Origin of the sequence: Bacillus sp. AFS012607, assembly GCF_002558005.1 — a bacterium.
Classification (GTDB): Bacteria; Bacillota; Bacilli; order Bacillales; family Bacillaceae_G; genus Bacillus_A; species Bacillus_A thuringiensis_S.
Genome location: NZ_NTVM01000022.1, coordinates 93,641 through 114,199, shown reverse-complemented (window position 1 = coordinate 114,199; position 20,559 = coordinate 93,641). Strand labels below are relative to the sequence as shown.

The window sequence follows — 20,559 nt, the reverse complement described above, 5'->3', positions numbered from 1 at the left end:
TGAATCTATTAATATCGTACTTTATAATATATGCGATGTGAATCGAATTTTGTCATTAAAAATTTGTCTAAAAACCAACAAATATACTGAAAATTTTAAATAATATCATTATAATAGATAATAGAATACATAGGAGGGGGATGTAAAGTATGAAAGTAGAAACGCTTCCTGTCATTAAAGGAGAAAATAATTTGCCGAATTATGATGAGGCATACGCGAATTTTAACTGGGAAGAGGTTAATAAAAACTTTACTTGGAATGAAACAGGTCGAGTAAATATGGCGTATGAGGCAATTGATAAGCATGCGAAATCCGATCGAAAGAATAAAGTAGCTCTTTATTATCAAGATGGATCGCGAAAAGAGAAATATACATTTAAGGAAATGAAGGATTTTTCTAATAAAGCAGGAAATGTCCTGAAAAATTATGGCGATGTAGAAAAAGGCGATCGCGTTTTTATTTTTATGCCACGTTCTCCAGAATTATATTTCGCACTTTTAGGTGCAGTGAAATTAGGAGCAATTGTTGGACCGTTATTTGAAGCATTTATGGAAGGTGCGGTTCGCGATCGTTTAGAAGATAGTGAAGCGAAGGTGTTAATTACAACGCCTGAGTTATTAGAGCGTGTACCATTAAATGATTTACCTGCTTTAAAAACAGTTTTTCTTGTTGGAGATAATGTAGAAGAAGGCGGTAAAACGGTAGCGTTCAATCCTTTATTTGAACAAGCTTCAAAAGAATTACATATTGAATGGTTAGGCCGTGAAGATGGTTTAATTCTTCACTATACGTCTGGTTCTACTGGTAAGCCAAAAGGTGTGCTTCATGCGCAAAATGCAATGGTTCAGCACTATCAAACGGCGAAATGGGTATTAGATTTAAAAGAAGACGATGTATATTGGTGCACAGCTGATCCAGGCTGGGTAACGGGAACTGCTTACGGTATTTTCGCACCGTGGTTAGTTGGAGCGTCAAATGTTATTTTAGGTGGGCGATTTAGTCCGGAAGCTTGGTATGAAGCACTGCAAGATTACGGTGTAACAGTTTGGTATAGTGCACCGACAGCGTTCCGTATGTTAATGGGAGCTGGACAAGACGCAATTAAAAAATATGACTTATCACAAGTTCGTCACGTATTAAGCGTTGGTGAGCCGTTAAATCCAGAAGTAATTCGCTGGGGTATGAATGCATTTGGACTTCGTATTCATGATACGTGGTGGATGACAGAAACAGGTGGACAAGTTATTTGTAACTACCCTTGTATGGAAATCCGTCCAGGTTCAATGGGTAAACCCATTCCAGGTGTAAAAGCAGCGATTGTTGATAATGAAGGAAATGAAGTTCCTCCATACACAATGGGTAACTTAGCAATTGCGAAAGGTTGGCCATCTATGATGCGCGGGATCTGGAATAACCAGCAAAAGTATGAATCTTATTTCATGCCGGGAGATTGGTACGTATCAGGTGACTCTGCCTATATGGATGAAGATGGATACTTCTGGTTCCAAGGACGTATTGACGATGTAATTATGACGTCAGGTGAGCGCGTTGGTCCGTTTGAAGTAGAAAGTAAATTAATCGAGCATGCTGCTGTTGCAGAAGCAGGTGTAATTGGTATTCCTGATCCAGTGCGTGGCGAAATTATTAAAGCATTTATCGCACTTCGAGCAGGATACGAACCATCTGATGAATTAAAAGAAGAAATTCGTCAATTTGTAAAGAAAGGCCTAGCAGCTCATGCAGCGCCACGACAAATTGAATTTAGAGATAAATTACCGAAAACGAGAAGTGGTAAAATTATGCGCCGCGTATTAAAAGCGTGGGAGCTGAATTTACCAACAGGTGACTTATCAACGATGGAAGATTAAGAGAGGAAGGTCTGAACGAAAAAATGTTCAGGCCTTTTTTTATGTTATTATTAACTTATATATATAAGTTAACGGGGGTAGTATGATGAAAACAGAAAAAGAAAAGATGATACTAGGAGAAATGTATATACCGGCTGATCCAGTTTTAGTACAAGAAAGAGAGCAAGCACGTATATTAACGAGAAAATTAAATGATACGCCAGAAGAGCAATTGAAAGAGCGTAGCGAAATCATAAAAGAATTATTCGGAACGACAGGAGATAATATTCATCTTGAATCTTCTTTTAGATGTGATTACGGCTATAACATTCACGTTGGCGAAAAGTTTTACGCGAACTTTGACTGTACAATTTTAGACGTATGCCCGGTGACGATCGGAGTGAATTGTATGTTAGCTCCAGGTGTTCACATTTATACAGCAACGCACCCACTCAATCCAATTGAGCGTATAAGCGGATCAGAATACGGAAAACCAGTTACAATTGGCGATAACGTATGGATTGGCGGAAGAGCAATTATTAATCCAGGTGTAACAATTGGAGACAATGCGGTGATCGCATCTGGTGCTGTCGTAACGAAAGATGTGCCTAATAATGTAGTAGTTGGCGGGAATCCTGCAAAGATTATAAAAAAACTAAAATAATATTTGAACGAAGTGCCTTCCTCGTCTGTATACATTTATGAAAGAATAGATGAGGGAGGCTTTTATATGTCTAATAAATTACTTCTTACTTTTGCTTTAATTGGGATTATAGTTGTATTTTCTTGTGGTCTTTTCTTACCGATACCAATTGGATATAGAGTATCAATGCTTACAGCTGGAGTTATAATGGGTGTTATGTTTTCAATCATTATTCCATTTGATAGAAAACATATAGTACGAAAAAAAGGGAATAAAATCGATTTTACAAAAACAAAAGTTTATTTTCGCTGGAATGTATTTGATACGATTTCTGTTTGTCTGGCATTGTATGCATGCATATGTGTGCAAGCGTTAAATACTTTAGTTGCAATGGGATTTACGATTCAAAACCCATATGTGCAATTTTTTACAAATCAATCACAATTGTGGATTTTTATTGCGATTGCATATTTAATTTCCCGTATTTCATTAACGTTAAAAGGAATAAAGGAGATCAAAAATCATGGCGCAGATTGGGATTGAGGAGGAGCTCATGCTTGCGTATCAAAGTGGAGATAAACAAGCGGGAGAAAGACTATATGTTTTAATCAAACCAGCGCTATACACATTTTTATATCGATTTAACCGAGATGAACAATTAAGTATCGATCTTGTGCAAGATACGTTTTTGACGCTAGAGCGTAAGAAACATATGTATGAACTTGAAAAAGGTAAAATAAAAACGTATTTATTTCAAATTGGTTATCGTCTTATGATTAATAAGTTAAATAGGAGAAAAAAGTGGCGTACGCTTTTGCCATTTTTAGTGCCGATTCCGGAAAAAGAATTTTCTCACGAAGATCGGCTTACAGTAAGAGAAGCAATTTTGAAAGTTCCAGAAGAGCAAAGAGCGGTCCTAATCCTTTCTTATTATCATGACATGCAGCAAAAAGAAATTGCAGAGATATTAAACATTCCGATTGGAACAGTGAAATCGAGACTCTATAACGGGATAAAGAAATTGAAACAATTGCTGGAGGTGGATGAAATTGAGCGAAAATCTCTTTAAAAGTGAATATAAATTAAAGCAACATTTAGATAGTGATCATGTAGAAATACCAGACTTTCCAAAAACGGTAAGTCAATTCGATCGATTAATCGGGTTTCTTGGTTCTCCAGCGAAAGATCCTGTGGAGGCGACCATTGGGAATGATTTATCGGTTGTGTTTCATGTATCGTTATTAGTTGGGGTTCCAATTCTTTCTCTTATTACGATACTCTTTATGGCGTTGTAAAGGATTGGCAAGGAGGGAAACCTGACCTCTATTTGACACGCCTATATAAATGATGGTATAAAGAAAAGTATATGAATAATTGAGCGTGGAAAGGGAGAAGTAGTGATCATTTCCCTGTTTTAGAGAGCTGATGGCCGGTGAAAATCAGCACATAGATGATCGCGAATTACGCCCCTAGAGCATCTTTTTTCGATTGAATTGTATTCAAAAGGGAAAAGACGGTGCTAAGCCGTTATGTAAATAAGGTGGTAGGCTTTTTTGCCTGCAACTAGGGTGGTAACGCGATAATCAAAATCGTCCCTTATTTGAAGGGGCGATTTTTTTATGTTTTCAACCTTCACGCCAGTAATGAACTTAAAGGAGAGTATGTAGGATATGGGTATTTTACAAGATCTTGAATTTCGCGGTCTAATTAATCAGCAAACAGATGCTGAGGGCCTTGAGCAATTATTAGAAAAAGAAAGCGTTAAATTATACTGTGGTTTCGACCCGACAGCGGATAGTTTACATATTGGTCATATGTTACCAGTATTAATGTTACGTCGTTTCCAATTAGCTGGCCACCAACCAATCGCACTTGTTGGCGGTGGTACTGGTATGATCGGTGACCCGAGTGGTAAAAAAGCAGAACGTACATTAAATACGAAAGATACAGTTGCTTACTACACAGAAAGCATTAAAAACCAACTTTCAAACTTCTTAGAGTTTGAAAACGTGGACAACCCAGCAACGATGGCTAACAACTATGACTGGCTTGGTAGCTTAGATGTAATTTCATTCTTACGCGATATCGGTAAAAACTTCGGTTTAAACTATATGTTAGCAAAAGATACAGTAGCATCTCGTTTAGAAACTGGTATTTCATTCACTGAGTTCAGTTACATGATTTTACAATCATACGACTTCTTAAACTTATACCAACAACATAATTGCCGTCTGCAAATCGGTGGTAGTGACCAATGGGGTAACATTACAGCTGGTCTTGAATTAATTCGTAAATCAGAGGAAGATGCGAAAGCATTCGGTTTAACAATTCCACTTGTTACAAAATCTGACGGTACGAAGTTTGGTAAAACAGAAGGCGGCGCAATTTGGTTAGACCCAGAGAAAACAACTCCTTACGAGTTCTACCAATTCTGGATTAACACAGATGACCGCGACGTTGTTAAATACTTAAAATACTTCACATTCTTATCTCATGAAGAAATTCTTGAGCTTGAAAAGCAAGTAGCTGAAGCACCAGAAAAACGTGCAGCACAAAAAGCATTAGGTTCTGAAATGACAAAACTTGTTCACGGCGAAGAAGCATTAGAGCAAGCGATTAAAATTTCAGCTGCACTATTCAGCGGTTCTGTAGCAGAACTAACTGCAAGCGAAATTGAACAAGGATTCAAAGACGTACCATCTGTAGAACGTACTGCAGAAGATACAGTATTAATCGACTTACTTGTAGAAAGCAAAATCTCTCCATCAAAACGTCAAGCACGTGAAGATGTAACGAACGGCGCAATCTACGTAAACGGTGAGCGTACACAAGCGTTAGACTACGTTGTAACAGAAAACGACCGCATCGAAGGTAAATTTACAATCATTCGCCGCGGTAAAAAGAAATATTTCTTAATTCGTTACTAATAAATAAAAAGCTTTGGGGAAATTCCTCAAAGCTTTTTTTGTTTTAATCTCCTTTTCGAGTTCATACGGAAATCACATGTAAGCGGTATGATAAACGTATAACAATTAGAAAGGAGTGGTAAAACGAAATGTCACTAGAAGCGTTGATTATTTTTTCTTTGCTAAACGCGGGTCAACTTGCAGAGAATTCGAAGGTTGATATACATAAAGAGCAGAAAGATGCTTATGTATATGTTCAAAAAAAGGAAAATAAATAACTTTAATATATATAAATAAAAGCTACTCGAAGTAACTGTTTTGGTGTCTTCGGTAGCTTTTTTGTATGCATAGGATTCAAATTTAGTAAGTGAGCTATTTAATAGAGGGTTTGTAGAAGAAAAAAATATAATTAATGTGAACTGATAAATTGATAAAAATAAATCGTTATAAACAGGAGGATTTGTATGGAACATAGTGAGGCATCTCAAAGATTGTTACTTTCAGATTGCATGGATTCTATAATTACTATCCAAAAGTTAGGGATAGATGAACAGTTTACCCCGATAGGTTATGATAATCTATTTAGTCATAAAACAAGTAGTGACTCCTAAAGGGAACGTTTAGATAATTTAGTGTATAAAATCAAAGAAAGGTTTATCATGATATTAATATTTTCCTTTATTAAAAACAGCCGTTTCAAGTATTGACTTGAGAAGGCTGTTTTTTTGATTTAATCTTTTAAGTCCCCCTGTCAAAAAATAAAATTTGTCCTCTGGGGAGGATAGGTAGCGTAGGGGCACATCAATAGTTGCACTATTTTTAAAAAAATGAAAGGGTGGTGAAATGTCTACGAAACTCTATAAGTATTACATAATAAAAGCCACAACTCATGAAAAGACCTTCTAATATATTGTTAGTTTATTTGATTAATATTCTTTGTCCACTTTTCGTAACTCTGACTGTGTAAGTCCATATGTCTATGTTGTACAACCTGCTAACAACATAACAGGAATAGCTAAGGCTAATAGTTTACGTTTCATTGACATATACCCCTTTGTGTTATTTCTTTTTACTTAGTTCTTTTGTTGCTTTGTCTACTAACTCAGAAGCTTCGTCTAAATCCTGTTTAGCGAATTCAATTGTATCTTTATCATCCTTTTCTAAACCTGCCTGTATGTTTTCTACCCCTGATTTCGAGAATAACATTGCTTTACTTATGTTTATCGGTGCTTTATTGTCTTCAGCTAACTTATAATCTAATTTATCAATCTTATCAATTAATTCGAAATAAGGTTTCGATAACTCTTTTAACTTTTCAGCCTTCTTCTTATTAGATTTTCTGCTATCTATAAGGTCTTTTATTTCTTCCGTTTGTTCAGTGTAATCTTTAAGTAAGTATGTTGCATTCTTACTATAGTCTTCTTTCTTGTTTTCTTTAACAGAAGCTTCCATTACTTCGTCTTTCTTTTTATCGTTTGACTCACAACCTACCCCTGTTATTAACAACATTGGAATCGCTAAAGTTAATAGTTTACGTTTCATTTTTTCATACCCCTTTAGTATTTATTATTCTGCTTCACTTACACTTTGTATTTCCGCAAGACCTTGTGCGATACTCGCAGCTAGTTAAAGTGCTGTACTATAGTTATCACTAGATGTTTGATTAAATTCATATAGGTGTTCTAACTTTTCTTTCAGTTTTACCTCTCATGACTGCAAAAAGATTTGCCATAGCGTCCAGACCTGAGATTGGCATAGCTTGATCGATTGTTTCCGTACTTGCTATCATTCGATCGATTTCTCGAATTTGTTCTAATATCTCCTGTTCGATAACATCTGTAGAAGCTACCTGTGATTGAAAGCCTCTTGGAAAAGCATCATTTTGAAGGATTAATTCTTCGCATAAGTAAATGCTTCTTTGTGCTAACGGACGAAAGGTTTGTAAGAAATATGCTTTTGCACCGCTATATGTTTGTCCTTGTAGAACAGTATCCAATGCAAAAGCGTCAATAGAATGAATAATTTGTTCCATACCTTGAATAGTAGCGATACATAAAGAGTTCATACTTTCTGTTTAAGCTTGTACTTCACCGAGATGCATATTTAAAGACACGAACTTTCCCTCCCCTTACAAGAAAATAATACCAATTTAAGGGAGGGGTTGTAAACGGAATATTCTAATGATTTAACGATTAAAGAGGTACTCGTTTATTAAGTTTTTTAATCTCATTCGGATGCTCGAGTGATGAAGAGGTTTTTAAGGTTGAATGTAAATAGAAAAGGGAAGATATAGATTATGTGCAAATAAATACGTTGTAAAAATAATGTTAAGAAAAGGAGAGTACAGCAAAGAAAAATGAGTTATGGGATAGAATGTAGTGTTTTTAAGTGTTAGAAGAAGGGGGAGGTTTTTATTAATGTGGATAAAAAATGGATGGAATTCTAGAGAGGGGGTTAAGTTTTATTAACTATAGACTTGCAGTTCTTTTTTATTTTGTTACATTGGTCTGTTTCTATGCATATAATCGGGTTATATTCAATAAAAAAAGCCCAGGCTCCTTGATAAACAAGGTTCCTAAGGCTTTTAATACTACTCTTTGCAGAGTACCGAGATTAACGAGAGTAGAACTCTACGATTAATGCTTCGTTGATTTCAGCTGGTAACTCAGCACGCTCAGCGTGACGAGTGTAAGTAGCTTCTAATTTGTCAGCATCGAAAGTTAAGTATTCTGGTACGAAGTTGTTAACTTCGATCGCTTCTTTAACAACAACAAGGCTGTTAGATTTTTCGCGAACGCTGATAGTTTGGTTAGGTTTTACACGGTAAGATGGGATATCTACGCGAGCGCCATCAACCATGATGTGACCGTGGTTTACTAATTGGCGAGCTGCACGACGAGTGCGAGCTAAGCCCATACGGTAAACTAAGTTGTCAAGACGAGCTTCAAGAAGGATCATGAAGTTTTCGCCGTGCTTACCAGGCATTTTACCTGCTTGGTCAAATGTGCGACGGAATTGACGCTCAGTCATGCCGTACATGTGACGAAGTTTTTGTTTCTCTTGTAATTGTAAACCGTATTCTGAAAGTTTCTTACGTTGGTTAGGACCGTGAGGACCTGGTGCGTAAGGGCGTTTTTCTAATTCTTTTCCTGTGCCGCTTAGAGAGATTCCAAGACGACGAGACAGTTTCCAAGCTGGACCTGTATAACGAGCCATAGTTGACTCCTCCTTTAAAAATGTTTTTATTTACGTAAAATAAAAACAGACGTAATCGATATTTACGGGCATTTTGTTTTCATGTACCTTCGCTCCAGCAGCAGGGAGTTACGAGATACACCTCCGTAGAGGAACAAAATACAAACGATAAACTCACATTACAAGGCTGCCTTTTTATTTTACACAAACGCTATTATATCTTTTACCCAGAGTTTCGTCAAGCGAGTACGTTTTTGTTTTATGCATATAAATTTTGGAAATTAATATAAGAAGGAATTTAAAACAATATAACAGAAGAGATAGAAACACAAATAAAACGCTTACATAAAATGTAGTAAAAACGTTCATCAGTTTTTATTGGTGAATATGCGGGATAAAAACATAAAGGGGATGTTTTTATGAAAAAGAAGCATATGGAGACAGCGTTAATTCATCACGGTTATACACCTGAGGAACATAAAGGAAGTTTAACACCACCTTTATTTCAAACTTCTACATTTACATTTGAGACTGCGCAGCAAGGAGAGGCGAGTTTTGCGGGAGTGGATCCATCTTATATTTACTCACGGCTTGGAAATCCAACTGTGAAATTATTTGAAGAACGTATGGCGGTGTTAGAAGGAGGAGAAGAGGCACTTGCCTTCGGATCTGGTATGGCAGCTATTTCAGCAACTTTAATTGGTTTTTTAAAGGCTGGAGATCATATTATTTGTTCAAACGGATTATATGGGTGTACGTACGGTTTTTTAGAAGTGTTAGAAGAAAAATTTATGATTACGCATTCGTTTTGTGACATGGAGACAGAGGCTAATATTGAAAATAAAATTCGTTCGAATACAAAGCTTATTTTCGTTGAAACACCGATTAATCCAACAATGAAATTAATCGATTTAAAACAAGTGATTCAGGTTGCGAAGCAAAATGGCTTACTTGTCATTGTTGATAATACGTTTTGTTCGCCTTATTTACAAAGACCGCTTGAGCTTGGCTGTGACGCTGTTGTGCATAGTGCGACAAAATATATTGGTGGCCATGGTGACGTTGTAGCGGGTGTAACGATTTGTAAAACGAAAGCGTTAGCTGAAAAGATTCGCCCGATGCGAAAAGATATCGGCGGTATTATGGCGCCGTTTGATGCGTGGTTATTATTACGCGGGTTAAAGACGTTAGCAGTAAGAATGGATCGTCATTGTGATAATGCAGAAAAAATTGTATCGTTCTTAAGAAAACATGATGTGGTAGAAGATGTTTGGTATCCAGAAGGGGAGTTAGCATCTCGTCAAATGAAACGCGGGGGCGGTGTTATTTCTTTTTCAGTAAAAGGCGGAAAAGAAGAGACGCAAGCGTTTATTAATGATCTTCACTTTATTACAATTGCGGTAAGTTTAGGCGATACAGAAACATTAATTCAGCATCCAGCAACGATGACGCACGCTGCGATTCCGGCTGAACTAAGAAAAGAAATGGGCATTTTCGATAATTTAATACGCTTATCGGTCGGTTTAGAATCGTGGGAGGATATCGTTTCTGATTTAGAGCAGGCATTAAAGAAAATATCTACTGTTAATCAATAAAAAAAGAGTGAGCTATCGGTTTTGTACAGGACGTACTAAGTCGATAACTCGCTCTTTTCTTTTTACATATGTTTTAGGAGTGTCTCCACAAACTTTTCTAAATAGTGCTGATCTACTTCATCAAAACGATTTTTTTCAGGACTATCAATGTCAAGTACACCAATGACAGCTCCTTCTTTCACAATCGGTACAACGATTTCCGAATTAGAAGCACTATCGCAAGCGATGTGACCTGGGAATTGGTGAACGTCCGCTACAAGCTGAGTTGTTTTCGTTTCAGCTGCTACGCCGCAAACGCCTCGTCCAAATGGAATGCGTACGCAAGCAGGCATTCCTTGGAACGGTCCAAGGACAAGCTGATTTCCTTCTGTTACATAAAAGCCAACCCAATTAACGCGATCTAAAAATTGGTTTAATAATGCGGACGCATTTGATAAGTTTGCGACTACGTTTGATTCGCCAGTTAATAACGCATCCAGTTGTTTAATTACTGTCTCATATTGCTGCACGCGAGATCCTGCATAACTTTCTTTAGTAAACATGGAAACAGCTCCTTTTTTATCGAGATGTGTAAAATATTAGCAAAATACGATGTATTTCACATGACTTTGTCGATAGAAAATTAAAGGAATTTGTCTTAAAAGTCAAGAAATTTAAACTATAGCTGTTCATTGAGAGGAAGTGAGCGCATGAAGCAGACGAAACAAAAAGTAATTGATGCGGCAATATCGTTGTTTAATACGAAAGGTTATGATGGAACGTCGGTGCGAGACATTGCAAAGCGAGCGGATGTGAATGTAGCGAATATTTCATATTATTTTGCTGGGAAGCAAGGTTTATTAGAACAGCTTATTACTGATTTTTTAGAAGGGTATATTCATGTGATTGAAATTTCGTTTGAACAGAGAGAGTATTTGTCGGCTAAAGATGTGATGGTGCAAATGGTGCGTGGGATGTTACGATATCAATTTGAAAATAGAGAACTAACACGTTTCTTCTACCGAGAGCTTTCGCTTGATACGACATTAATTCGTGAAGTGATGACCGTTTATTTTTCTAAAGAAAGATATTATATAGAGCAAATTATTAGGCAAGGACAAATAAAACAAGAATTTCAGAAAGTATCATTTACAATGTTTATGACGCAATTAAAAGGCATGATAAATATGCCGTTTTTATATCCACAATATATATCAGAAGTACTGCATTCTTTCCCGTCTGAGACATTTTTCATAGAAATGTACACGAAAGAGATTGAGCAATGGATGGAACAAGCATTATGTAAAGCGAATATGTACCATGAATGGCCAAGAGCTGTTCATATGTGAAGAATCCCCACCTAACGAACTGAGGTGGGGAGTTTTATGTTTATTTTTCTTTGCCATAAATTGTTACATAATAGCGCGATAATTGTTAACGTTGCTCCAGCGATTTCAATTTTATCGACTGTATAACCTCGAAAGATAGAACCGATCAGTGCAAGAATAGGAACTAAATTCATAAATAATATGCCGTTAATAGATGAAATATAGCGATTTCCCATATTCCAGCAAAATACAGCGATAACTCCTGCGATAATCGACATATAAAAGAGCTCAAAACGAACGCTCACAACTTTACGCAGTGACGGCATAGTAACTATATTTGTGTACGTTAAGAAAGTAACAATAACGATGAGTGAAATGGAGCCAAATAAACAAGTTAATGTCGTGTACCTAAGTGGTGACCAGGATTGAAAACGAGCACCTCCGTTTGTATAAATGACCCAGCAAGTAACGCCGCATAGCATTAATATGTTTGTCGATAAGTGGCTTGCAGCTCCAAATAATAAGTGAATATTTCCTTTTGAAATGACAAGCATCACACCAAGTAATGCAACGAACATACAAAGAAATGTGTAGTTTTGTGGGCGACGATTTTTCGTTACCCATTGCAGTGATAAGGCGATCAGTGGCATAAGAGACTGAATCATAGCTGCATGAATTGCTCCGGAAGGTCCAGCAAGTTGTTGTCCGTAGAAAACGAGAAAACCATATCCTGCGAAACCGACTGTCCCGTAAAAGAACAGAGAAAGTGTTCTTTTTTCTAAGCGGAGTGAAGTCTTCCCTTCAGTAATTAATAGCAAAATAAGAAAAATAATAGCTGCTGATCCATAGCGAATCGTTGTGAAGAAGAACGGATCGATAAATTGCAGAGCATTTGCCATTACAGGAAACATAAATCCCCAGGCAGTGACGGCGAGTAAGCATAGAAAGGATCCGAGTAGCATTTGTTTTTTGTTCAAGAGTATCTTTCCCCTTTGCATTTCGTTATAGTAAGTTGATGAAATAAGTATAAAGAGTAATTGTTTATAGGAGGAAATATCGATTTCTTATAACGGTTATAACTTTTTGTTAGAGGTGTGTACGATGGATTTGGAGGCAGTACGATCGTTTATCGAAGTGAAGCATACGCGAAGTTTATCAAAGGCAAGTAAAATTTTACATATATCTCAACCAGCGCTTAGTAAGCAAATTCAAAAGTTAGAAGCGGATTTAGAGGTTACTTTACTTAAGCGTTCTGCGCAAGGAGTGGAGTTAACGGAGGCAGGAGAGTTATTTATAAAAAGAATGCTACCGATTTTGGAACAAATAAATGAAGTGAAAACAGAAATGAGGGGGTATCAAGAGAACCGAAAGTTTTCAATTGGTATACTACCGAGTTTAGCAGAGCATTACATATTAGAGTGTAAAGATGTATTAGGTGATGAGTTCGAAGTAGAGTGGCAAATCGGACATACGGAAGTATTAAGAGATTTATTTAAAGCGCGGGAGATCGACGCGATGTTCATCGATTCAGTAGTAGAAGGTGCTACGTATATAAAAGAAGTGCAACAAGAGAAAATTGTTTGTGTCATTTCAAATAATCATCCGTATAAAGAGAAGAAAGTCATTCAAATAGAAGAGCTGCAAAATGAAAAATTAATTGTATATCCAGAAATATGCGATGTAAGGAAAATGATTATGAACATGTTTCATGAGATAGGTGTAAAACCAACTATAGCTGTGGAAACATCTTACGCAGAACCGATGCTTGCAATGGTAAAAGCTGGCCTTGGCATTACTTTACTTCCAGAAAGGGCAGTAGAGCAGTCTGTAAGGCAGGGAAATGTACATGGAATTTCTGTTGAACCACCACTCATGCGGAAAATTTATTTCGTATCTCATACGAAAGATTGTTTGTTATTACAATCATTTGAGGATAGGTAGTGAGGTAGGCGGAATATTGAGAAAGATTACAATCGCATTGAAAGAAACATGAAATTTTAAAAAAAACTAGGTCAAAAACAAGCCATTACATGGTATGATTAGTACATTGTTAGTTGTTAAATATAGGGGAATTCCCTTTTTATACATAATGCCTTCCATTTCATAAACGGAACGGACAAAAAAAGAGATATAACTAGGAGGCTTTTTTGCATGGATTCTATCCTGACGATCGTTATCATTGTAGTAAGCTCTATTCTAGTGCTGCTCATGATAGAGCTTGTGATAAGAAATCGTTCATATAAAGATATTGAAGCACTGGAGCAGTGGAAACAAGAGATAAAAGATAAACCTGTGGCAGATGAACTAAAACGGGTAAAAGATTTAAACATGACGGGTCAAACAGAAGAACTGTTTGGTAAATGGCGTGAAGAATGGGATGAAATTGTATCAACAACCCTTCCGAAAGCTGACAAAGATTTAGCGCAAGCGCGAAAATTCGCCTCGCAATTCTCCTTCCGAAAAGCAAAGCATGCGATGAACGAATCCATAAGTGGTTTAGATGACGCTGATAATCGTATTACAGGTGTTTTAAATGAATTACAGCAATTGTTAGAAAGCCATGAGAAAAATAGCTCGGAAATTGAAGGGTTACGTGATACATATCGTAGTATGAAAAAGAGTGTTCTTGCTCATAGACATATGTATGGGGCAGCAGAGCAGAAAATCGAAGAGATGCTAGACGCTGAATCTAATAAATTTAAAAGTTTTGAAGAAGCAACAGATAATGGTGACTACTTAAAAGCGAGAGAAATTGTTATTAGTTTAGAAGAAGGTTTAGCTGGTTTAGAAATCATTATTCACCAAATTCCAGATTTATTAGTAGAGTGTCAAGCGACGCTACCAGTTCAACTGGAAGATTTATTACAGGGTCATAATGATATGGTAAGACAAGGTTATGTATTAGAGTATTTGGAAGTCCCTAAAGAAGTTCGTGATATGACGACACAACTAAACACATGTTTAATGGATATACAGGAGCTTCATATAACAGAAGCGGCTGAAAAAGTGGAAGACTTAAAAACTCGTTTAGATGGTTTCTATGATCAACTTGAGCAAGAGGTGCATGCGAGACATTATGTGGAGCAAAAAACACTTTCTGTTTATGAAGACTTAGAAGAAATACGTATCGAAACGATTGAAACGAAAACAGAAACACAACTTGTGAAACAAAGCTATCAATTGCAAGATAAGGATATTGAATCTCAAAAAGTAATTGAAAAGCAAATGCACATTTTAACGAAACGTTTTGAAATGCTACAATTACGCGTTGCTGAACAAGATATTGCCTTCTCTATTATTCGTGAGGAACTAGAAGAGGTTTATGAGCAATGTGAAACGTTAAAAATACTTCATGCAGAATATAAAGAGATGCTGCAAACGATGCGTAAAGAAGAATTTGAAGCGCGTGAGAAGTTACAAGAAATGCGAAATACTATTTTCGAAACGAAACGCTTTATGCAAAAGTCGAATTTGCCAGGTCTTCCAGAGAGTATTATGGAAGATTTAAAAAGAGGGCAAATGGCAATGCAAGCTGTATATGAACAATTAGAAGTGAAGCCGTTAAATATGAACGCTGTAAATAGCAGTTTAGAAGAAGCATACACAACTGTGAACGGTGTAGCTGAAATGACAGAAGAGTTAATTGGACAAGCGTATTTAGTTGAAAAATTAATTCAATACGGTAACCGTTACCGCAGTCATGATGAAAGCCTTGCAGAAAGCTTAAATTATGCGGAGAAATTATTCCGTGAATATCAATACGATGCAGCTTTAGAACAAGCAGCTTCTGTACTAGAGCAACTTGAACCTGGTGTTGTTCAAAAAATAGCTGAATATGTAGACAATGAACAAACCCTTTCATAAAGGGTTTGTTTTTTTGTGTAATTTTGCAGGCGATGTTGCTATAATGAATAGCGGAATACAGTAAGGTTATTCGTTTCAAAATAAAGTGAAACTGTAATCAGTGGGGGGATCTCACTAATTATTATTATTCACTAATCGGGATAAAACGGAACCTTTGCGTAGTCTTAGCGTAATGACACGTATTTATGATATGATTATATGATGTGATAGCGCTGAAAGGGGAAGAACCATGATCTATTTTGATAATAGTGCGACGACGAAGCCATATCCAGAAGCCCTTCAATCGTACGTGACGGTTGCTGGGAAATATTTTGGTAATCCTTCTTCTATTCATTCGCTTGGAGGAGAGGCAGAGCGTCTATTAACACAATCAAGAACGATTGCAGCGCAGCTTCTTCACGTTAAACCTTCTGAAATTATTTTCACATCAGGTGGAACGGAAGGAAACAACCTTGCGATTAAAGGGATAGCGATGAGGAATCGTTCGCGCGGCAAACATATCATTACAACAAATATTGAACACGCGTCTGTGTTTGAGGCATATAAGCAATTAGAAGAACTCGGATTTGATGTAACATATTTACCGGTTAACGAGCATGGTGTTGTATCGGTAGAGGATGTAAAACGAGCACTTCGTGAAGATACGATTCTTGTATCAATTATTCATGTGAACAACGAAACTGGAGCAATTCAGCCCGTTGCTGAAATTGGAACGTTATTATCGAATCATCCGAAAATAAGATTCCATGTAGATCATGTACAAGGGATAGGAAAAGTACCGCTTGATTTATATGCTTCTCATATTGATCTTTGCTCAATATCTGGACATAAATTCCACAGTGTAAAAGGAACGGGTCTTCTTTATATACGTGATGGCGTAAGATTAGATCCGATTTTATCAGGTGGTCAACAAGAGCTTAAGTATCGCTCTGGTACAGAGAATTTACCTGGCATTGTAGCGATGGTGAAAGCACTTCGCATGACAATGGAACAAGTGAAAGAAAAGATAGCTCATTTGCAAGGTTTACAAGCGGAGCTTGTCAGCTTCTTTAAAGAGATGGAAGATGTGACGATTAATACATCGCTTGCATATGCAGCACCGCACATTTTAAATGTATCATTTGTTGGTTTAAAACCAGAAGTAGTCGTTCATGCTTTAGAAGAACACGGTGTATATGTGTCAACGAAATCAGCTTGTTCTTCAAAAGCAAATGAAGTAAGCAGAGTGTTAGTGTCGATGGGAGTGCCGCATGCAGCAGCTGCAAGCGCTATTCGTATTAGTTTGGCACCAGATAACACGATGGAAGAAGTAAAACAATTTGAAGGTATTGTAAAAGAGACAATGCCAAAATTATATGAAGTGATGAGGTAAAGAAATATGATGACATATGAATATATTTTAGTGCGTTACGGAGAAATGACGACAAAAGGTAAGAACCGTTCTAAATTTGTAAGCACATTAAAAGATAACGTGAAGTTCAAACTGAAAAAGTTCCCAAACATTAAAATTGATGCAACGCATGACCGTATGTACATCCAGTTAAACGGTGAAGATCATGAGGCAATCTCTGAAAGGTTGAAAGACGTATTTGGTATTCATAAGTTTAACTTAGCGATGAAAGTACCATCAGAATTAGAAGACATTAAAAAAGGTGCATTAGCAGCTTTCTTACAAGTAAAAGATGATGTGAAAACATTTAAAATTACAGTGCATCGTTCTGATAAGCGCTTCCCAATGAAGACGATGGAGTTACTTCCAGAAATCGGTGGGCACATTTTAGAAAATACAGAGGATATAACAGTAGATGTTCATAATCCAGATGTGAATGTACGTATAGAAATTCGCAGTGGTTATAGTTATATTATGTGTGGTGAGCACATGGGAGCTGGCGGTTTACCAGTTGGCGTTGGTGGAAAAGTAATGGTACTTCTTTCTGGTGGTATTGATAGCCCGGTAGCAGCGTACTTAACGATGAAACGCGGCGTATCTGTGGAAGCAGTTCACTTCCATAGCCCACCTTTCACAAGTGAGCGTGCAAAACAAAAAGTAATCGATTTAGCACAAGGGTTAACGAAATACTGTAAACGTGTAACGCTGCACCTTGTTCCGTTTACAGAAGTGCAAAAAACGATTAATAAAGAAATCCCATCTAGCTATTCAATGACGGTTATGCGCCGTATGATGATGCGTATTACAGAGCAGATTGCTGAGGAGCGTAACGCACTTGCAATTACGACTGGTGAAAGTCTTGGACAAGTAGCAAGCCAAACATTAGATAGCATGCATACGATTAACGAAGTAACAAACTACCCAGTTATTCGTCCGCTTATTACGATGGATAAATTAGAAATTATTAAAATTGCTGAAGAAATCGGCACGTATGATATTTCAATTCGTCCATACGAAGATTGCTGTACAGTATTCACACCAGCTAGCCCGGCGACGAAGCCGAAGCGTGAAAAAGCAAATCGATTTGAAGCGAAATACGATTTCACACCGTTAATCGAAGAAGCTGTAGCGAACAAAGAAACAATGGTATTACAAACGGTTGAAGTAGTGGCGGAAGAAGAAAAATTTGAAGAACTTTTCTAAAACCATAAATTACCATATCTAAAACGTGTATGAAGTCATGTTGTTTATCACACTCTATACTCACAAGGAGGTGATACAACATGTCACGTAGCACAAATAAATTAGCGGTTCCTGGTGCTGAATCAGCATTAGACCAAATGAAATACGAAATCGCTCAAGAGTTTGGTGTTCAACTTGGAGCTGATGCAACAGCTCGCGCTAACGGTTCTGTTGGTGGTGAAATCACTAAACGTCTAGTTTCACTAGCTGAGCAACAATTAGGCGGTTACCAAAAATAATCCCATATGATGGCTTAGAAAGAGCGGGTTCTCTCGCTCTTTCTTTTTGTTGTTCATATTAGTATAAATTCATTTCGACAAAAGCATAAAAAAATTGTCAAAAGAAGAGGGTTCAAAATTTACTGAAAATTCTTTATTATATAAGGGAGGCATAAAGAAAAAGGAGGATGTTTATGAAGAGAGAGGAATTGTTGGCACCACCATCTTATAATTTAGTTTCAGAAATAGAGAAATATACAGACGATAAAGAGAAGCTTGCTTTAATTTGGCAAGATGATAAAGGGAATAGACGAGAAGTTACATATTTTGAATTAATGCAAGGTGCAAATAAAATTGGAAACGCTTTTATAAAAAGTGGCTTACAAAAAGGGGACAAGCTCCTTATTATGATGCCGCGTTTAATTGAAGCGTACATGACGTATATCGCTGCGATTAAAGCAGGATTTGTCGTAATTCCAAGTTCGGAAATGTTGCGTAAAAAAGATATCGAATATCGAATTGGACATGGCGAAGTAAAAGCGATAGTAAGCTATGAGCCGTACATTGGACAGTTTGATGATATAGAAGCAATGGAATCTCTTCAAAAATTCGTCCTGAGCGAGCAGTCAGTAGACGGATGGATCAATTTAAAAACAGCATTAGAAACAGAAAGTGACATGTTAGAAATGGCGAAAACAGATAAAGAAGATATGGTCTTTTTATCTTACACGTCAGGGACGACAGGAAACCCGAAAGGTGTCGTTCATACTCACGCGTGGGCATACGCTCATTTACGTACAAGCGCCCCGAATTGGCTCGGAATTGAAGAGAATGATGTTGTATGGGCAACGGCTAGTCCAGGGTGGCAAAAGTGGATTTGGAGCCCGTTTTTAGCAACTCTCGGTTCAGGGGCAACAGGATTTGTGTACAACGGCAAGTTTGAACCGAAAACGTATTTAAATTTATTAGACGATAATAAGGTGAATGTGCTTTGTTGTACACCGACTGAGTATAGATTAATGGCAAAGGTAGAAGATTTAAGCCAGTACAATTTAGAGGCGTTACATAGCGCTGTATCCGCAGGTGAGCCGTTAAATAGAGAAGTTATTGGAACGTTCCAAAAGCACTTTGATATTACAGTAAGAGACGGCTATGGGCAAACGGAAAATACACTACTTGTTGGTGTAATGAAAGGGATGGATATTAGACCAGGATCAATGGGGAAACCAACGCCAGGTAACCACGTCGATATCGTAAATGAGGAAGGTATTCCAGTTAAAGTAGGCGAAGTTGGTGATATTGCAGTTCACATTGAAACGCCGGCACTCTTTAAACAATATTATAAAGACGATGAGCGTACAGCGATGCAATTCCGCGGTGATTATTATATTACAGGTGATAAAGCGAAGAAAGATGAAGATGGCTACTTCTGGTTTGAAGGGCGTGGTGATGATATCATTATTAGCTCTGGTTATACAATCGGGCCGTTTGAAGTAGAGGATGCGCTTGTAAAACATCCTTACGTAAGAGAATGTGCGGTTGTCGCAAGTCCTGATGAAATTCGCGGAAGTGTCGTGAAGGCATTTATCGTATTAAGAGAGAATATAGAAAAGAACGAAGAAACATTAATTCCAACACTCCAACAACACGTCAAAGAACTCACTGCACCATATAAATACCCTCGCAAAATTGAATTTGTAGATGAACTACCAAAAACGATTTCTGGAAAAATTCGCCGTATTGAACTTAGAAAACAAGAGATGGAGATTCCGTCAAAATAATTTTGAAAACAGTGAAGTAAATAGTTGAATGAAATGCAAAACAATGATAATATAAAAACGAACACAAGTTCGATTTTGTAAACTTAAAAAAGAGGTGTCCGTATGATTTTAGGTATTAATCCGTACTTAGTTTTAGATGGTAGTGGGCAAGAAGCTGTACAGTTTTATAAAGAGGTTTTAGATGCAAAAGTAGAAGTCATGCAAACTTTTGGTGACATGCCTGAAAATCCAGAATACCCGATTCCAGCTGAAGCGAAAGAGCGCGTTTTACACGCTACTTTAAAAGTTGGTAATACGGATCTTATGATTTCTGATACATTCCCAGGTCAAGGGCATGCAATCGGATCTCAAGTAACAATCGCAATTCAAATTAGTAATGCAGAAAAAGCAAAAGAAGTATTCGATAAGTTACAAGAAGGTGGAGAGGTTATCATGCCACTTCAAGAAACATTCTGGAGCCCAGCATACGGACAAGTAAAAGATAAATTTAATATTGAATGGCAAGTTACAACGTCTACTACCGAACAAAAGTAATTTTTAGAAAAGCACCATGTTTTGAAATGGTGCTTTT

21 protein-coding genes, 1 pseudogene and 1 other annotated feature are annotated in these 20,559 nt (G+C 37.1%); of the genes and pseudogenes, 17 read left to right on the top strand and 5 right to left on the bottom strand.

From position 1 onward, the window contains the following. Positions 1 to 149: 149 nt before the first annotated feature. The 8 genes from acsA to CN409_RS31990 all read left to right on the top strand — a co-directional run bounded on the left by acsA (position 150) and on the right by CN409_RS31990 (position 6,007). Positions 150 to 1,868 (top strand): acetate--CoA ligase, encoded by a 1,719-nt coding sequence (gene acsA, locus CN409_RS23885; RefSeq protein WP_000862049.1) that lies wholly within the window; start codon positions 150 to 152, stop codon positions 1,866 to 1,868. 82 nt (positions 1,869 to 1,950) lie between these two features. After that, entirely contained in the window at positions 1,951 to 2,511 is a 561-nt protein-coding gene (locus CN409_RS23880; protein WP_079246030.1) for a maltose acetyltransferase domain-containing protein, read from the top strand. Positions 2,512 to 2,577: 66 nt separating this feature from the next. After that, a complete protein-coding gene (locus CN409_RS23875) occupies positions 2,578 to 3,033 on the top strand; it encodes a hypothetical protein (protein ID WP_000066443.1) in 456 nt (151 codons plus the stop codon). Next, positions 3,014 to 3,559, top strand: coding sequence for an RNA polymerase sigma factor (locus CN409_RS23870; RefSeq protein WP_000057202.1), 546 nt, complete (start codon positions 3,014 to 3,016; stop codon positions 3,557 to 3,559). The genes CN409_RS23875 and CN409_RS23870 overlap by 20 nt, the downstream gene beginning before the upstream one ends. Further along, the gene (locus CN409_RS23865; RefSeq protein ID WP_001293698.1) at positions 3,540 to 3,785 is read left to right on the top strand and encodes a hypothetical protein; all 246 of its coding nucleotides are present in this window, start codon (positions 3,540 to 3,542) and stop codon (positions 3,783 to 3,785) included. The genes CN409_RS23870 and CN409_RS23865 overlap by 20 nt, the downstream gene beginning before the upstream one ends. Positions 3,786 to 3,862: 77 nt before the next feature. Continuing rightward, positions 3,863 to 4,090, top strand: a binding site (T-box leader). Positions 4,091 to 4,160: 70 nt separating this feature from the next. Next, complete coding sequence (tyrS, locus tag CN409_RS23860; protein WP_000512092.1) at positions 4,161 to 5,417, top strand: tyrosine--tRNA ligase; 1,257 nt, start codon at positions 4,161 to 4,163, stop codon at positions 5,415 to 5,417. A 128-nt stretch (positions 5,418 to 5,545) separates the two neighbouring features. Further along, positions 5,546 to 5,674, top strand: coding sequence for a hypothetical protein (locus CN409_RS23855; protein ID WP_000050941.1), 129 nt, complete (start codon positions 5,546 to 5,548; stop codon positions 5,672 to 5,674). Positions 5,675 to 5,860: 186 nt separating this feature from the next. Then, positions 5,861 to 6,007, top strand: a complete 147-nt coding sequence (locus CN409_RS31990; protein WP_017763656.1) for a hypothetical protein — start codon at positions 5,861 to 5,863, stop codon at positions 6,005 to 6,007. A 448-nt stretch (positions 6,008 to 6,455) separates the two neighbouring features. On the opposite strand, the gene CN409_RS23850 is transcribed toward CN409_RS31990, so the two are convergent. From CN409_RS23850 to rpsD, 3 genes and pseudogenes are all read right to left on the bottom strand, one after another. Then, positions 6,456 to 6,938, bottom strand: a complete 483-nt coding sequence (locus CN409_RS23850) for a hypothetical protein (protein WP_017763655.1) — start codon at positions 6,936 to 6,938, stop codon at positions 6,456 to 6,458. Between the two features lie 87 nt (positions 6,939 to 7,025). Continuing rightward, positions 7,026 to 7,461 (bottom strand): annotated as a pseudogene (locus CN409_RS23845) (LXG domain-containing protein); the annotation flags it as partial. Between the two features lie 548 nt (positions 7,462 to 8,009). Continuing rightward, positions 8,010 to 8,612, bottom strand: coding sequence for a 30S ribosomal protein S4 (gene rpsD, locus CN409_RS23840; RefSeq protein WP_000135320.1), 603 nt, complete (start codon positions 8,610 to 8,612; stop codon positions 8,010 to 8,012). Between the two features lie 398 nt (positions 8,613 to 9,010). Between rpsD and megL the strand changes: the two genes are divergently transcribed. After that, a complete protein-coding gene (gene megL / locus CN409_RS23830) occupies positions 9,011 to 10,186 on the top strand; it encodes a methionine gamma-lyase (protein ID WP_000726567.1) in 1,176 nt (391 codons plus the stop codon). Between the two features lie 62 nt (positions 10,187 to 10,248). Here megL and CN409_RS23825 read toward each other — a convergent pair whose 3' ends face one another. Further along, on the bottom strand, positions 10,249 to 10,728 hold the full coding sequence (locus CN409_RS23825; RefSeq protein WP_000494339.1) for a GAF domain-containing protein: 480 nt from the start codon (positions 10,726 to 10,728) through the stop codon (positions 10,249 to 10,251). Positions 10,729 to 10,875: 147 nt separating this feature from the next. Here CN409_RS23825 and refZ point away from each other — a divergent pair, with 147 nt between their 5' ends. Further along, positions 10,876 to 11,514: a forespore capture DNA-binding protein RefZ gene (gene refZ / locus CN409_RS23820; protein WP_000814913.1), complete on the top strand. Its 639-nt coding sequence runs from the start codon at positions 10,876 to 10,878 to the stop codon at positions 11,512 to 11,514. A gap of 11 nt (positions 11,515 to 11,525) precedes the next feature. Here the strand turns inward: refZ and CN409_RS23815 are convergent, their stop codons facing one another. Next, a complete protein-coding gene (locus CN409_RS23815) occupies positions 11,526 to 12,470 on the bottom strand; it encodes a DMT family transporter (RefSeq protein ID WP_001036055.1) in 945 nt (314 codons plus the stop codon). Between the two features lie 124 nt (positions 12,471 to 12,594). Between CN409_RS23815 and CN409_RS23810 the strand changes: the two genes are divergently transcribed. From CN409_RS23810 to CN409_RS23780, 7 genes are all read left to right on the top strand, one after another. Next, the gene (locus tag CN409_RS23810; RefSeq protein WP_000362525.1) at positions 12,595 to 13,434 is read left to right on the top strand and encodes a LysR family transcriptional regulator; all 840 of its coding nucleotides are present in this window, start codon (positions 12,595 to 12,597) and stop codon (positions 13,432 to 13,434) included. 210 nt (positions 13,435 to 13,644) lie between these two features. After that, complete coding sequence (gene ezrA / locus CN409_RS23805; protein ID WP_000377314.1) at positions 13,645 to 15,357, top strand: septation ring formation regulator EzrA; 1,713 nt, start codon at positions 13,645 to 13,647, stop codon at positions 15,355 to 15,357. 229 nt (positions 15,358 to 15,586) lie between these two features. Beyond that, positions 15,587 to 16,729, top strand: coding sequence for a cysteine desulfurase family protein (locus CN409_RS23800; RefSeq protein WP_097981801.1), 1,143 nt, complete (start codon positions 15,587 to 15,589; stop codon positions 16,727 to 16,729). Positions 16,730 to 16,735: 6 nt separating this feature from the next. Then, the gene (gene thiI / locus CN409_RS23795) at positions 16,736 to 17,950 is read left to right on the top strand and encodes a tRNA uracil 4-sulfurtransferase ThiI (protein WP_000989272.1); all 1,215 of its coding nucleotides are present in this window, start codon (positions 16,736 to 16,738) and stop codon (positions 17,948 to 17,950) included. A gap of 80 nt (positions 17,951 to 18,030) precedes the next feature. Then, entirely contained in the window at positions 18,031 to 18,228 is a 198-nt protein-coding gene (locus CN409_RS23790) for an alpha/beta-type small acid-soluble spore protein (RefSeq protein WP_000091640.1), read from the top strand. Positions 18,229 to 18,401: 173 nt separating this feature from the next. Beyond that, positions 18,402 to 19,988 carry an acyl-CoA synthetase MbcS gene (gene mbcS, locus CN409_RS23785; RefSeq protein ID WP_000817728.1) on the top strand — a complete coding sequence of 529 codons (1,587 nt, stop codon included), beginning with the start codon at positions 18,402 to 18,404 and terminating at the stop codon, positions 19,986 to 19,988. Between the two features lie 102 nt (positions 19,989 to 20,090). Beyond that, entirely contained in the window at positions 20,091 to 20,522 is a 432-nt protein-coding gene (locus tag CN409_RS23780; protein WP_000600368.1) for a VOC family protein, read from the top strand. Positions 20,523 to 20,559 lie beyond the last annotated feature (37 nt).

Excerpts from the sequence above, each read along its gene's own strand:
- acsA (WP_000862049.1), top strand. The coding sequence starts at position 150 with ATGAAAGTAGAAACGCTTCCTGTCATTAAAGGAGAAAATAATTTGCCG.
- CN409_RS23880 (WP_079246030.1), top strand. The coding sequence starts at position 1,951 with ATGATGAAAACAGAAAAAGAAAAGATGATACTAGGAGAAATGTATATA.
- CN409_RS23875 (WP_000066443.1), top strand. The coding sequence starts at position 2,578 with ATGTCTAATAAATTACTTCTTACTTTTGCTTTAATTGGGATTATAGTT.
- CN409_RS23870 (WP_000057202.1), top strand. The coding sequence starts at position 3,014 with ATGGCGCAGATTGGGATTGAGGAGGAGCTCATGCTTGCGTATCAAAGT.
- tyrS (WP_000512092.1), top strand. The coding sequence starts at position 4,161 with ATGGGTATTTTACAAGATCTTGAATTTCGCGGTCTAATTAATCAGCAA.
- CN409_RS23855 (WP_000050941.1), top strand. The coding sequence starts at position 5,546 with ATGTCACTAGAAGCGTTGATTATTTTTTCTTTGCTAAACGCGGGTCAA.
- CN409_RS31990 (WP_017763656.1), top strand. The coding sequence starts at position 5,861 with ATGGAACATAGTGAGGCATCTCAAAGATTGTTACTTTCAGATTGCATG.
- CN409_RS23850 (WP_017763655.1), bottom strand. The coding sequence starts at position 6,938 with ATGAAACGTAAACTATTAACTTTAGCGATTCCAATGTTGTTAATAACA.
- rpsD (WP_000135320.1), bottom strand. The coding sequence starts at position 8,612 with ATGGCTCGTTATACAGGTCCAGCTTGGAAACTGTCTCGTCGTCTTGGA.
- megL (WP_000726567.1), top strand. The coding sequence starts at position 9,011 with ATGAAAAAGAAGCATATGGAGACAGCGTTAATTCATCACGGTTATACA.
- CN409_RS23825 (WP_000494339.1), bottom strand. The coding sequence starts at position 10,728 with ATGTTTACTAAAGAAAGTTATGCAGGATCTCGCGTGCAGCAATATGAG.
- refZ (WP_000814913.1), top strand. The coding sequence starts at position 10,876 with ATGAAGCAGACGAAACAAAAAGTAATTGATGCGGCAATATCGTTGTTT.
- CN409_RS23810 (WP_000362525.1), top strand. The coding sequence starts at position 12,595 with ATGGATTTGGAGGCAGTACGATCGTTTATCGAAGTGAAGCATACGCGA.
- ezrA (WP_000377314.1), top strand. The coding sequence starts at position 13,645 with ATGGATTCTATCCTGACGATCGTTATCATTGTAGTAAGCTCTATTCTA.
- CN409_RS23800 (WP_097981801.1), top strand. The coding sequence starts at position 15,587 with ATGATCTATTTTGATAATAGTGCGACGACGAAGCCATATCCAGAAGCC.
- thiI (WP_000989272.1), top strand. The coding sequence starts at position 16,736 with ATGATGACATATGAATATATTTTAGTGCGTTACGGAGAAATGACGACA.
- CN409_RS23790 (WP_000091640.1), top strand. The coding sequence starts at position 18,031 with ATGTCACGTAGCACAAATAAATTAGCGGTTCCTGGTGCTGAATCAGCA.
- mbcS (WP_000817728.1), top strand. The coding sequence starts at position 18,402 with ATGAAGAGAGAGGAATTGTTGGCACCACCATCTTATAATTTAGTTTCA.
- CN409_RS23780 (WP_000600368.1), top strand. The coding sequence starts at position 20,091 with ATGATTTTAGGTATTAATCCGTACTTAGTTTTAGATGGTAGTGGGCAA.